Below are 12,413 nucleotides of genomic sequence, written 5' to 3'. Positions count from 1 at the left end.
CTAGAACGGGATGTCGTCGTCGCTGGTGCCGCCGCCGGAGCCGACGACCGCGAACGGGTCGACGGACTGGGTGATCGACCGGAGCGTCTCGGACGGGGCGCGACCGGCCTCGGAGACCCGGGTGGCCCAGGCCGGGAACGGGAACTCCAGGCAGAGCGGCACCGGGATGTCGGGCTGGTTGACGAACATCGTGCCCGGCTTGGCCAGCAGCGCGCGCTGCCGCTGGGCGGGCGGTAGGAAGCCGTACTCCGGGCGGGACGCCTCGGCCGGGTCGAGCCGGCCCACCACCCGGATCGCCGAGTTGGTGACGATCCGCCGCTCCACCTCGCTCGCCGTCTGCTGGGCGCCGACCAGGATCACCCCGAGCGAGCGACCCCGCTCGGCGATGTCGAGCAGCACCTCCTTGATGGGGGAGGAGCCCTCGCGTGGGGCGTACTTGTTGAGCTCGTCGAGCACCACGAAGAGCAGCGGCTTGGCGGTGCCGGACTTCTCCTTGCGCTCGAACTCGCTCTTCAGCGTCACGCCGACCACGAACCGCTGCGCCCGGTCGGGGAGATTGTGCAGGTCGACGACGGTGACCTGGGCGCTCTCGGCGGTGTTGATCGAGTGCGGGCGGCGGGTGGCCAGGTCGCCGCGGATCAGCCGGGACAGGTCCTTCTTGCTGCCGATCAGCCGGCGGGCGAACGCGTTGACCGTGCCGAGCCCGACGGCGCTGCCGGCCCAGTCGGAGCGGGTCTCGTCGTCGTTGACCTGGTCGACGACGTGGTCGACCAGGTCGGCGTACGAGCCGAGCCGCACCCCGTCGATGCTGATGCCGCCGTCGGCGGGCTGGGCGTGCCGGGCCAGGTGGGCGGTGACCGAGTGCACCACCATCGTGTACTGCTGGCGCTCGTCGTCGGCGTCGGCGAACACGTAGGGCAGCAGGCGGTCGGCGCAGAACTCGCTCAGCGTCCAGTAGAAGCTGTCGACCCCGGTGAGGCGGCTGCTCACGTCGGGCGTGCCGGAGGAGTCGCCCACCCGGGGCGGGGCGTAGACCCGCACGTCGGGGAAGGCGCCGGCGACCAGGCCGAGCTTCGCGTACGCGGCGCGGGTCGGGTCGTCCAGCCGGGTGTTGGGATGGTCGAGGAAGAGCAGGTCCTCGCCCTTGACGTTGAAGATGAGCGCCTTGGCGTTGACCGCGTCGCCGCCCAGCACCCCGGAGCGGAAGACCGAGTAGAGCAGGAAGGTGGCGAAGCTCGTCTTCGTGGCGACCCCGGAGATGCCGGAGATCGACACGTGCGCGCCCCGGCTGCCGTCGAGGAAGTCGGCGTTGAGGTAGACCGGCACCCCGTCGCGGCCCATGCCCATCGGGATGCGCCGCTCCATACGGTCGAAGTGCAGCGCCCGGGCCCGGGCGTCGCCCTCGGCGCGGTGCACCACCGCACCGGGCGACGGCGGCACGTAGAGCTCCGGGTCGACGCGGGTGGTGGTGATCTCGGCGGCCTCCTGCACCTGGGCGGGCAGCGTGCCGTCGGCGATGGCGAAGACGTCGGAGTCGAACTGGGCGCCCTCGTGCCGCGCGCGGACCTGGGTGACCACCCCGGCGATCGTCACCGGCTCGCGGTCGGGCAGCTCACGCCGGGTCACCACGACGTCGTCGAGCTGGAGGTAGCTGCCGGGGGAGACCGCGGTCCAGAACTGCAGGGGGGTGGCGTCGGCGGTGCCCAGCACCCGGCCGACCACCTCGCCCGGGCCGTCGAACCCGTCGTCAGTCATCGGGCAACTCCGGTCGGCTGGTCGTCGCGGTCGGGGCACACGCCCTGCATCCTGCCCGAGGAGTACGACACGTTGCCACGCGACGCGGCGGACGCCACGCCGCCGCCGACGGCCCTCAGCCGCAGGGTGTCCGGCCGACCACCGTCAGTCGCGGGCGTAACGGAGCATGAGCACCCCGCCGTCGGCGGCGAGCACGTGTCGCAGCGGCAGGTGGCGTACGTCGCTGGGGTCGCCGGCGGTGATCCGCCCCGGGCCCGCCCCGGCGAGCAGCGGGGCGACGGTGAGGCAGACCTCGTCCACGAGATCGGCGGCGGTGAGCGCGCCGAACAGGTGCGGGCCGCCCTCGCAGAGCACCTGGCCGAGGCCGCGGCGGCGCAGCTCGGCCAGGCCCGCCCCGAGGTCGACCCGGTCGTCGCCGCAGCGCACGACGTCGGCGACCCCGGTGAGGCCGGGCGGGGCCACGGAATCGGCCCGGGTGAGCACCACGGGCCGCACCGGCGCGTCGGCGAAGGCGGCCTGCGCCGGGTCGAGGTCGAGCGAGCCGGAGACGACGACCAGCGTCGGGTACTCGGGCAGGCCGTGCTCGCGGCGCCACGCCCGGCGCCGCTCGTTGAGGCGTACCGCCCGGTAGCCCTCGTGCCGCAGCGTCCCGGCGGCCACTACCAGGGCGTCGCAGAGCATCCGCAGCAGCCCGAAGACGCGCTTGTCCGGCTCGCCGGAGAGCCCGGCGGAGTAGCCGTCGACGGAGACGCCGCCGTCCACGCTGGTCACGAAGTTCACCCGCAGGTGGGGGCGGTCGGACCGGCCGTAGAGCGCGGTGAGCGCGGCGTCGTCCAGCGGTCGGGCCGACGGCTGCGGCCAGAGCGCCGAAATCGGGATTCCGACGCTCATTCGCCGGCCGGACCGGTGACCGGAGGGGTGGGTCGGGGGGTACGGTGCTGGCAGTCGCACCAGTTCCGCCCCGGGCAGTCGTCGTGCCGCCTGGCCCGGCACGCTCGGCAGATCATGCCCGCAGCCTATGCCGAGGAAGGATGGGACAGCATGCCGCGTCAGATCTTCCAGCTGAAGATTTCCCTGGCCGGGGTCCGACCGCCCGTCTGGCGCAGGGTGCTCGTCCCGGGCGGCTACACCCTGGACCGGCTGCACCGGGTGGTGCAGCACGCCATGGGCTGGCGGGACTGCCACCTGCACTCGTTCGGGATCGAGGGCCGCCAGTACGGCGAGCCCGACCCCGACGGCGAGCTGGCCCTGCACGACGAGTTGGACGTCCGCCTCGACGCGGTGGTGGGCAAGGGCAGCCGGCTGCACTACACGTACGACTTCGGCGACTGGTGGGAGCACGGCCTGGTGGTGGAGGACGCCTTCACGGCCGACCCGGACGAGCGGTACCCGTCCTGCCTGGACGGCGAGCGGGCGTGCCCGCCGGAGGACGTCGGCGGCCCGGCCGGCTACCAGGTGCTGCTGGCCGCGCTGACGGACCCGGGTCATCCGGAGCACCTCCAGGCGCGGGACCGGGTGGGCGACCGGTTCGACCCGGCCGCCTTCGACGCGGGCCGGGCCGACACCCTACTGCGCCGCCTCTGCTGAACCGTTTCGGCTGAGGCGCCTCCCGTCGGCAGGCGGCGTGCTCGACGGGCTGCTCAGCGTGTCCGTCGCCCCGGCCGGGCGCACTGAACCGCTTCAATGCGACGGATGCCCAGGTGGCGCCGCTCGGCGGGTCGACCGGCGACGTTCGGCAGTCGGGACGCACGCACTCGCGGTAACGATCTGGGAACGCTCCCAAGGGCCTATTGACACCCCCGACACCCGCCGGCAATCTCATGGGAGCGCTCCCGCGAACGTGGCACGACTCACCCGCGCCCGCTCCGGACGTCGACCGCCGGCCCCGACCGGTGCCGACGGCGCGCACGGCACCCCCCACCACACCCAGTCAGCCTCACCACCGAAAGAGGGGTCTCCGATGAGCCTCACCACGCGGCGCACCCGCATGGCGGCTGCCGCCCTGGCCGCGATAACCGCCATCGGCGGTCTCGCGGCCTGCGGCAAGGACGACGACGCGCCCGCGGCCGGCGAGAAGCCCGCCAAGCTGGTCGTCGACACGTTCGGCGAGTTCGGTTACGACGAGATCATCAAGCAGTACGAGAAGGACACCGGCATCAAGGTCGAGCTGCGCAAGACCGCCCAGCTCAACGAGTACCGGCCGAAGATCGTGCGGGCGCTCGCCACCGGCAAGGGCGCGGCCGACGTGGTCGCCCTGGAGGAGGGCATCCTCAACGAGTTCAAGGCCAACCCGGCCAACTGGGCCGACCTCGCCCCGCTGGTCGCCGACCACAGCAAGGAATACCTGCCCTGGAAGTGGGAGCTGGGCAAGGCGCCCGACGGCCGGCTGATCGGCCTGCCGACCGACGTCGGCAGCCTCGCCGTCTGCTACCGCCGGGACCTCTTCCAGGCCGCCAAGCTGCCGGTCGAGCGGGACCAGGTCGCCGCCCTCTGGCCGGACTGGAACGCCTTCATCGAGACCGGCAAGAAGTACCGCACCGCCACCGGCAAGGGCCTGCTCGACTCGGTCACCACCGCCGCCAGCGCGGTCATGTTCCAGCAGGGCGGCGAGCTGTTCTACGACAAGGACGACAACATCGTCGCCGACAAGAGCGCGGCGGTGAAGACCTCCTGGGACACCGCGGTCGCGATGGCCGACGCCAACATCACCGCCGAGACGGCCACCTGGTCGCCGGAGTGGTCGGCCGGCTTCAAGCAGGGCACCTTCGCGGCGACCTTCTGCCCGTCCTGGATGCTCGGCATCGTCGCGGACAACTCCGGCCCCGAGAACAAGGGCAAGTGGGACGTCGCACCGGTGCCCGGCGGCGCCGGCAACTGGGGTGGCTCCTGGCTCGGCGTGCCGACCCAGAGCAAGTACCCCAAGGAGGCGGCGAAGCTCGCCGAGTACCTGACCAACGCGCAGAGCCAGGTGGCGGCGTTCAAGCTCAAGGGCCCGCTGCCGACCAACCTGGAGGCGCTGAAGAACCAGGAGTTCCTCGCCTACACCAACGAGTACTTCAACAACGCGCCGACCGGCAAGATCTTCGGTGAGAGCGTCGCCAAGATCCAGCCGCTGCACCTCGGCCCGAAGCACCAGGCGGTGAAGGAGAACGCGTTCGAGCCGGCGCTGCGCTCGTACGAACAGGGACAGGCCACGAAGGACAAGGCCTGGGAGCAGTTCGCCAAGGACGCCAAGACGCAGGGCGCCTTCTGACCCACCTCGTCGCCAGGTGGCGTCCGGGTCCACACACCCGGACGCCACCGGCGCCGTCCCCGTTCCGCCCCGGACGCCATCGGCGCCGTCCCGTTTTCGCGTAAGAGCGCCTGGGCGTCGGCGCGCGCCCGTGCCGACGCCGGGAAAGGACCCCGCATGAGCCTCTCGGCCACGACGGCGCCGCCGTCGCCCGCCGCACCGCCACCCCGCCCGCCCGCGCGGCGCCGGTCCCGGTCGCACTCGCTGACCCGGCTGGACCTCAAGTACTCGCCGTACCTCTACATCGCGCCGTTCTTCGTGATCTTCGGCATCTTCGGGCTCTACCCGATGCTGCGGACCGCCTGGATGTCCCTGCACGACTGGAACCTGATCGGCGACCACAGCTTCATCGGGTTCGACAACTACGTCGCCCTGGTCAAGGACGAGTACTTCTGGAACGCCACGCTCAACACCTTCGGCATCTTCCTGCTGTCGACCATCCCGCAGCTGCTGCTCGCCCTGTTCCTGGCGAACCTGCTCAACCGCACCTTCCTGCGCGCGCGCACGCTGTTCCGGATGGCGATCTTCATGCCGAACGTGGTCTCGGTGGCCGCCGTGGCGATCGTCTTCGGCATGCTCTTCCAGCGCGACTTCGGCGTGATCAACTGGCTGCTGAGCTTCGTGGGCATCGACGCGGTCGACTGGGACGCCGAGCGGTGGAGCTCCTGGACCGCCATCGCCTCCATGGTCAACTGGCGGTGGACCGGCTACAACACCCTGATCCTGCTCGCGGGCATGCAGGCCATCCCGCGCGACCTGTACGAGGCGGCGGCGCTCGACGGCGCCAGCCAGTGGAAGCAGTTCTGGCGGATCACCCTGCCGATGCTCACGCCGACCTTCGTCTTCGTGGTCATCCTCTCCACGATCGGCGGGCTCCAGCTCTTCACCGAGCCGCTCGTCTTCGCCAACGGCAACATCATCGGCGGCGACCAGCGCGAGTTCCAGACCCTGGCCATGTACATGTACGAGCTGGGCATCGAGAACCTCAACACCGCCGGCTACGGCGCCGCGGTCGCCTGGGCGATGTTCCTGATGATCGCCCTCGTCTCGGGGATCAACTTCCTGCTCGTCCGCCGCACGGTGAAGTGAGGACCGCCCAGATGAACTCCGCATCCCGGCGCCTGTGGCGCACCAGCCCGCTGACCTACGTCGCGCTCGTCCTGGCGACGCTCTTCTCGATCTACCCGTTCTACTACATGGTGGTCATCGCCACCCGCAGCCTGGACTCGATCAACGACGTCCCGCCGCCGGTCACGCCGGCCGGGTCGTTCGGCGACAACTTCGGCCGCGTGCTCGACAACGACGCGGCGAACTTCCTCACCGGCCTGCTCAACTCGGTGATCGTCTCCGGCATCGTGACGGTCTCCGTGGTGATCACCGGCTCGCTGGCCGGCTTCGCCTTCGCCAAGCTGCGCTTCCGGGGCCGCAACGCCCTGCTGCTGACGATCATCGTCACCATGATGATCCCGACGCAGCTCGGCCTCATCCCGCTCTGGGGCATGATCCAGGACCTCAACTGGTTCGACACCCTCTACGCGGTGACCGTGCCGTTCCTGGTCAGCGCGTTCGGCGTGTTCATGATGCGGCAGTACGCCACCCAGGCCATCTCCGACGAGCTGATCGAGGCGGGCCGGGTGGACGGGGCGAGCACCTTCCGCATCTACTGGAACATCGTGCTGCCCGCGCTGCGGCCGGCCGCCGCCGTGCTCGGCCTGCTGACCTTCATGGAGACCTGGAACTCGTTCCTGTGGCCGTACGCGGTGCTCACCTCCGAGAACCCGACGCTCCAGGTCTCGCTGGCCTTCCTGTCGTACGCCTACTACACCGACTATTCGCAGGTGTTCGCCGCCACGGCGGTCGGCACTCTACCGTTGGTGATCGTGTTCATCGTGTTCGGCCGCCAGATCGTGGGCGGCATCATGGAAGGTGCCGTCAAGTCGTGAGCAACCCCGCCAGCCCGCCCGCCGTCGGTGTCGTCGACGACCGTCCGCCGCTGACCTTCCCGCCCGGCTTCCTCTGGGGCGCGGCCACCGCCGCGTACCAGATCGAGGGCGCGGCGGCCGAGGGCGGCCGGACCCCGTCGATCTGGGACACCTTCAGTCACACCCCCGGCCGGGTGGTCGAGGGGCACACCGGCGACGTGGCCTGCGACCACTACCACCGGATGGGCTCCGACGTCGCGCTGATGGCCGAGCTGGGGCTGAAGTCGTACCGGTTCTCGGTCTCCTGGCCGCGGGTGCAGCCGGGCGGCACCGGCCCCGCCAACGCCGAGGGGCTCGACTTCTACCGGCGGCTCGTCGACGAGCTGCTGGCGCACGGCATCGAGCCGTGGCTCACCCTCTACCACTGGGACCTGCCGCAGCCGCTGGAGGACGCCGGCGGCTGGCCGGCCCGGGACACCGCCGCGCGGTTCGCCGACTACGCCACGCTGGTCGCCGACGCGCTCGGCGACCGGGTGCGCTACTGGACCACGCTCAACGAGCCGTGGTGCTCGGCGTTCCTCGGCTACGGCTCCGGCGTGCACGCGCCGGGCCGCTCGGACGGCGCGGACGCCGTACGGGCCGGACACCACCTGATGCTCGGCCACGGCCTCGCGGTGCAGGCGCTGCGCGCGGCGCGGCCGGCCGCCGAGGTCGGGGTGACGGTCAACCTCTACCCGGTCACCCCGGCCAGCGACGCGCCCGCCGACGTCGACGCCGCGCGGCGCATCGACGGGCTGGCCAACCGCTTCTTCCTGGACCCGCTGCTGCGCGGGTCCTACCCGGCGGACCTGATGGCCGACCTCGCCAAGGTCACCGACTTCGGGCACGTGCGCGACGGCGACCTGGCGACCATCTCCACCCCGCTGGACGTGGTCGGCGTCAACTACTACAGCCGCCACGTGGTCGCCGCGCCGGTCCCCGGCGCCGAGCCGGAGCCGTACTGGCGGGCGCCGTCGTGCTGGCCGGGCAGCGAGGACGTCCGGTTCGTCACCCGGGGCGTCCCGGTCACCGACATGAACTGGGAGATCGACGCCCCCGGTCTGGTGGAGACGCTGCGCCGGGTGCACGAGGAGTACACCGACCTGCCGCTCTACGTCACCGAGAACGGCTCGGCCTTCGTCGACGAGGTGGTCGACGGGCAGGTCGACGACGTCGACCGGCTGGCGTACTTCGACGCCCACCTGCGCGCCGCGCACGAGGCGATCGGGGCCGGGGTGCCCCTGCGCGGGTACTTCGCCTGGTCACTGATGGATAATTTCGAGTGGGCCTGGGGCTACACCAAGCGGTTCGGGATGATCCACGTCGACTACGACAGCCAGGTCCGCATTCCCAAGTCCAGCGCCAGGTGGTACGCCGAGGTGATCCGACGCAACGGTCTGGCCGCACAATAGGCCAGGGCCAGCCATCAACGGGCGGCCCCGGCGCCACCCCACACGGGGTGGCGCCGGGGCCGGTCCGCCGTCGGAGGAGCAGACAATGACAACGCAGCGCACCCGGTCGCTCGGGCGCCCGACCCTCGACGCCGTCGCCGCCCGCGCCGGCGTCGGTCGCGGGACGGTCTCCCGGGTGGTCAACGGCTCACCCCAGGTGAGCCCCGAGGCGCGCGCCGCGGTGCAGCAGGCCATCGCCGAGCTGGGGTACGTGCCGAACCGGGCCGCCCGTGCCCTGGTGACCCAGCGCACCGACTCGATCGCCCTGGTGGTCTCGGAATCCGGCGACCGGGTCTTCACCGAGCCGTTCTTCGCCGGCATCGTCCGGGGCGTCAGCTCGGGGCTGCTGGAGACCCCGTTGCAGCTCTGGCTGGCCATGGTGCAGTCGCCGATCGAGCGGGAGCGGGTCGAGCACCACCTGACCAACCAGCACGTCGACGGGGTCCTGCTGCTGTCGCTGCACGACTCCGACCCGCTGCCCACCCTGCTGGAGGAGCGCGGCCTGCCCACCGTGCTCGGCGGCCGCCCGGCCCGGATGCTGCAACCCGGCGCGCAGCCGGCGTACTACGTCGACGTGGACAACGTCGGCGGCGCCCGGCGGGCCGTGGAACACCTGGCCGGCCGGGGGCGGCGGCGCATCGCCACCATCGCCGGCCCCCAGGACATGGGCGCCGGCCTGGGCCGGCTGACCGGCTACAAGGAGGCGGTCCGGGCCGCCGGGGGCGGGGTCGACCCCGCCCTGATCGCGTACGGCGACTTCAGCGAGGGCAGCGGGGCCGCCGGGATGCGTCGGCTGCTGGAGGACTGCCCCGACCTCGACGCCGTCTTCGTCGCCTCCGACCTGATGGCGTTCGGGGCGCTGCGCGCGCTGCGCGAGGCGGGCCGGCGGGTGCCGGAGGACGTCGCGGTGGTCGGCTTCGACGACGCCCCGATCGCCCGGCAGTCCGAGCCGCCGCTGACCACGGTCTTCCAGCCGGTGGAGGAGATGGGCCGGCAGATGGCCCGCCTGCTGGTCAGCCGCATCCGCGGCGACGAGCTGCCGTCGCCCCACATCCTGCTCGACACCCAGCTGATCGAACGCGCCTCCGCCTGATCCTGGGCCGCCGCGCCTGCCTGACTTCCGGGCCGCGCCGGCGGCGCGCCGCAGCGGTGGCCTCCTCCGGCTGGACAAGCCGGCCTCCGCTCCGGCGCGGACCTCCGCTCCGGCGCGGACCGGGGCCTTGCCGCCGGCCCCGAGCCACCGCCGCCCCGCCCCGGGCCACCGCCGGTCACCACCGGCCTCCCGCCGCACCCTCAGCCCCGGGCGGTATCCCGCCGGTGTGACCTGTCGAGGTGAGTCGTCTACGACATCACCGCCAGCGCTCGCCGGCAGCCCCGCCCCACGGCCCGTCGATCATGCAGTTGTGGTGCTCGACAAAAGGGCTGAAGTAGCCGGAAATTCCCACCACAACTGCATGATCGACGCGGGCGGAGCGGAGCCCGGCGGGGGCGGGCGGTCCGGTCGGCGGGTGGCGGGGCGGGTCCGGCCGGGTGCCGTGGTCAGTCCGACCAGCGGCGCAGTTCGCGCTTGGCGAGCGAGGAACGGTGGACCTCGTCGGGGCCGTCCGCCAGGCGCAGCGTCCGCGACTGGGCCCAGAGGGCGGCGAGCGGGGTGTCCTGGCTGACGCCGGCGCCGCCGTACGCCTGGATGGCCTTGTCGATGACCCACTCGGCCATGGCGGGCGTGGCGATCTTGATGGCCTGGATCTCGGAGTGCGCGCCCTTGTTGCCGACCGTGTCCATCAGCCAGGCGGTCTTGAGCACCAGCAGTCGGGCCTGCTCGATGCGCACCCGGGACTCGGCGATCCACTCGCGCACCACGCCCTGCTCGGCGAGCGGCCGGCCGAACGCGACCCGCTCGAGCGCCCGCCGGCAGAGCAGCTCCAGGGCCCGCTCCGCCATGCCGATCAGCCGCATGCAGTGGTGGATCCGGCCGGGGCCGAGCCGGGCCTGGGCGATCGCGAAGCCGGTGCCCTCCGCCCCGACCAGGTTCTCCGCCGGTACGCGGACGTCGGTGAAGTCGATCTCGGCGTGGCCGCCGTGCGAGGCGTCGCTGTAGCCGAACACCGTCATGCCCCGCCGCACGGCGATGCCGGGGGTGTCCCGGGGCACCAGGATCATGCTCTGCTGGCGGTGCCGGTCGGCCTCCGGGTCGGTCTTGCCCATCACGATGAAGATCTCGCAGCGCGGGTCCATCGCCCCCGACGACCACCACTTACGCCCGTTGACCACGTAGTGGTCGCCGTCGCGGGTGATCCGGGTCGCGATGTTGGTCGCGTCCGAGGACGCCACCTCCGGCTCGGTCATGCAGAACGCGGAGCGGATCTCGCCCTCCAGCAGCGGCCGCAGCCAGCGCTCCTGCTGCTGCGGCGAGCCGAACTCGGCGAGCAGCTCCATGTTGCCCGTGTCGGGCGCGGCGCAGTTGAGCGCCTCCGGGGCCAGGTGCGGGCTGCGCCCGGTCAGCTCGGCCAGTGGGGCGTACTGGAGGTTGGTCAGGCCGGCGCCGTGGCGCGGGTCGGGCAGGAAGAGGTTCCACAGGCCGCGCTTGCGCGCCTCGGCCTTCAGCTCGGCCATCACCGGGGGCCGGGCCCAGGGGTCGCCGGCGGCGGCCACCTGCGCGGCGTGCACCGGCTCGGCCGGGTACACGTGCTCGTCCAGGAACGCGGTCAGCTCGGCCCGCAGCTGCTCGGTGCGGGTGTCGTAGGCGAAGTCCATCAACGCTCCCTGGCGGCGGTCAGCCCGTGTTCGACCAGCGGTGCCACCATGTCGCCGATCCGGTCGAAGCCCTCGCCGAGCGTCTGCCCGAGAGTGTGCCGGTAGTGGATGCCCTCGCAGATCACCGCGAGCTTGAAGCAGCCGAGCGCGACGTGCCAGTGCAGCGGCCCGACGTCGACGTCGCCGCGCCCGGCGTACCGGGCGATCAGCTCCGTCCCGGTGGGGAACCCGGCGCGCGGGCCGAGCCCGTCGGCGACCGGGTTGTCGGCGGCCGACTCGCTGCCGCCGAGCACGTCCCAGTAGGTCAGCAGCAGCCCGAGGTCGGCCAGCGGGTCGCCGAGGGTGGCCATCTCCCAGTCGAGCACGGCCCGTACGGCCACCGGGTCGACGGTGGCGAGCAGGTTGTCCAGCCGGTAGTCGCCGTGCACGATCCGGCCGGCGTTGGCGCCCTCCGGCACGGTGCCGGCGAGCAGGTCCCGCAGCTCCTCGATGCCGGGCAGCGGCCTGCTGCGGGACCGGTCGAGCTGGCCGGCCCAGCGGCGGACCTGCCGCGCGAGGTAGCCCTCCGGCCGGCCGAAGTCGCCCAGCCCGACCGAGGCGGGCTCGACCGCGTGCAGGGCGGCGAGGGTGTCCATCATCGCGAGCGCCAGCTCCCGACGCTGGTCGGCGGTGAGCGGGTCGGTCTGGGCGCGGGTGCGGAACACCTCGCCGCGCACCCGTTCCATCAGGTAGAAGGGTGCGCCGATCACCTCGGCGTCCTCGCAGAGCAGCAGCGCGGCGGGCACCGGCACGTCGGTCGGCGCCAGCGCGGAGATCACCCGGTACTCCCGGGCCATGTCGTGCGCGGTGGCCAGCACGTGCCCGAGCGGCGGGCGGCGCAGCACCACCTCCCGCTCCCCGACAGCCAGCAGGTAGGTCAGGTTGGACTTGCCGCCGGCGATCAGCCGGGCGCGCAGCGGGCCGTCGGCCAGCTCGGGCCGGTGCCGGGCCAGGTAACCGGCGAGCCGGTCGAGATCCAGCCCGCGGGGGGCGGCGGCGGGGGCAGTCGCGCTGCCCGGCCCGTGCGCGTCGACGGCCGGCTCGGTCATCCGATTAGTTGATGGCAGCTCCGCCATGTTGTCAAGGTCGGGATTTGACCCTCGGGACATGCCACGGCAACAGGGGCGAAACGGCCACCGACCAGGCTGGGGCCCAGCCTGC

The 12,413-nt window shown here is 72.4% G+C and carries 10 protein-coding genes; 6 read left to right on the top strand and 4 right to left on the bottom strand.

Going from position 1 to position 12,413, the window contains the following annotated elements; genetic code table 11:
• Positions 1-1,755 carry an ATP-binding protein gene (locus DER29_RS02875; RefSeq protein ID WP_121395894.1) on the bottom strand — a complete coding sequence of 585 codons (1,755 nt, stop codon included), beginning with the start codon at positions 1,753-1,755 and terminating at the stop codon, positions 1-3.
• A 144-nt stretch (positions 1,756-1,899) separates the two neighbouring features.
• Positions 1,900-2,646: a pyrimidine reductase family protein gene (locus DER29_RS02870; protein WP_121395893.1), complete on the bottom strand. Its 747-nt coding sequence runs from the start codon at positions 2,644-2,646 to the stop codon at positions 1,900-1,902.
• Between the two features lie 150 nt (positions 2,647-2,796).
• Here DER29_RS02870 and DER29_RS02865 point away from each other — a divergent pair, with 150 nt between their 5' ends.
• The 6 genes from DER29_RS02865 to DER29_RS02840 all read left to right on the top strand — a co-directional run bounded on the left by DER29_RS02865 (position 2,797) and on the right by DER29_RS02840 (position 9,552).
• Positions 2,797-3,342, top strand: a complete 546-nt coding sequence (locus DER29_RS02865; protein ID WP_121395892.1) for a plasmid pRiA4b ORF-3 family protein — start codon at positions 2,797-2,799, stop codon at positions 3,340-3,342.
• Positions 3,343-3,715: 373 nt separating this feature from the next.
• Positions 3,716-5,008 (top strand): ABC transporter substrate-binding protein, encoded by a 1,293-nt coding sequence (locus DER29_RS02860; protein WP_121395891.1) that lies wholly within the window; start codon positions 3,716-3,718, stop codon positions 5,006-5,008.
• A gap of 156 nt (positions 5,009-5,164) precedes the next feature.
• Positions 5,165-6,136, top strand: a complete 972-nt coding sequence (locus tag DER29_RS02855; RefSeq protein ID WP_121395890.1) for a carbohydrate ABC transporter permease — start codon at positions 5,165-5,167, stop codon at positions 6,134-6,136.
• A gap of 11 nt (positions 6,137-6,147) precedes the next feature.
• Positions 6,148-6,990: a carbohydrate ABC transporter permease gene (locus DER29_RS02850; protein WP_121395889.1), complete on the top strand. Its 843-nt coding sequence runs from the start codon at positions 6,148-6,150 to the stop codon at positions 6,988-6,990.
• The gene (locus tag DER29_RS02845; protein ID WP_121395888.1) at positions 6,987-8,420 is read left to right on the top strand and encodes a GH1 family beta-glucosidase; all 1,434 of its coding nucleotides are present in this window, start codon (positions 6,987-6,989) and stop codon (positions 8,418-8,420) included. The genes DER29_RS02850 and DER29_RS02845 overlap by 4 nt, the downstream gene beginning before the upstream one ends.
• 85 nt (positions 8,421-8,505) lie before the next feature.
• Positions 8,506-9,552, top strand: a complete 1,047-nt coding sequence (locus tag DER29_RS02840; RefSeq protein ID WP_121395887.1) for a LacI family DNA-binding transcriptional regulator — start codon at positions 8,506-8,508, stop codon at positions 9,550-9,552.
• Between the two features lie 446 nt (positions 9,553-9,998).
• Here DER29_RS02840 and DER29_RS02835 read toward each other — a convergent pair whose 3' ends face one another.
• Entirely contained in the window at positions 9,999-11,213 is a 1,215-nt protein-coding gene (locus DER29_RS02835) for an acyl-CoA dehydrogenase family protein (RefSeq protein ID WP_121395886.1), read from the bottom strand.
• Positions 11,213-12,301: a phosphotransferase family protein gene (locus tag DER29_RS02830; RefSeq protein WP_121395885.1), complete on the bottom strand. Its 1,089-nt coding sequence runs from the start codon at positions 12,299-12,301 to the stop codon at positions 11,213-11,215. The genes DER29_RS02835 and DER29_RS02830 overlap by 1 nt, the downstream gene beginning before the upstream one ends.
• Between the last annotated feature and the right edge of the window lie 112 nt (positions 12,302-12,413).

The organism is Micromonospora sp. M71_S20, assembly GCF_003664255.1.
In the GTDB taxonomy this organism is placed as follows: Bacteria; Actinomycetota; Actinomycetes; order Mycobacteriales; family Micromonosporaceae; genus Micromonospora.
Note: the sequence above shows the minus strand (reverse complement) of the source record. Positions and strands in the feature narration are given on the sequence as shown.

What these genes read in the sequence shown, in the direction of transcription:
- DER29_RS02875 (WP_121395894.1), bottom strand. Translation starts at nt 1,755, where the DNA reads ATGACTGACGACGGGTTCGACGGCCCGGGCGAGGTGGTCGGCCGGGTG.
- DER29_RS02870 (WP_121395893.1), bottom strand. Translation starts at nt 2,646, where the DNA reads ATGAGCGTCGGAATCCCGATTTCGGCGCTCTGGCCGCAGCCGTCGGCC.
- DER29_RS02865 (WP_121395892.1), top strand. Translation starts at nt 2,797, where the DNA reads ATGCCGCGTCAGATCTTCCAGCTGAAGATTTCCCTGGCCGGGGTCCGA.
- DER29_RS02860 (WP_121395891.1), top strand. Translation starts at nt 3,716, where the DNA reads ATGAGCCTCACCACGCGGCGCACCCGCATGGCGGCTGCCGCCCTGGCC.
- DER29_RS02855 (WP_121395890.1), top strand. Translation starts at nt 5,165, where the DNA reads ATGAGCCTCTCGGCCACGACGGCGCCGCCGTCGCCCGCCGCACCGCCA.
- DER29_RS02850 (WP_121395889.1), top strand. Translation starts at nt 6,148, where the DNA reads ATGAACTCCGCATCCCGGCGCCTGTGGCGCACCAGCCCGCTGACCTAC.
- DER29_RS02840 (WP_121395887.1), top strand. Translation starts at nt 8,506, where the DNA reads ATGACAACGCAGCGCACCCGGTCGCTCGGGCGCCCGACCCTCGACGCC.
- DER29_RS02835 (WP_121395886.1), bottom strand. Translation starts at nt 11,213, where the DNA reads ATGGACTTCGCCTACGACACCCGCACCGAGCAGCTGCGGGCCGAGCTG.
- DER29_RS02830 (WP_121395885.1), bottom strand. Translation starts at nt 12,301, where the DNA reads ATGACCGAGCCGGCCGTCGACGCGCACGGGCCGGGCAGCGCGACTGCC.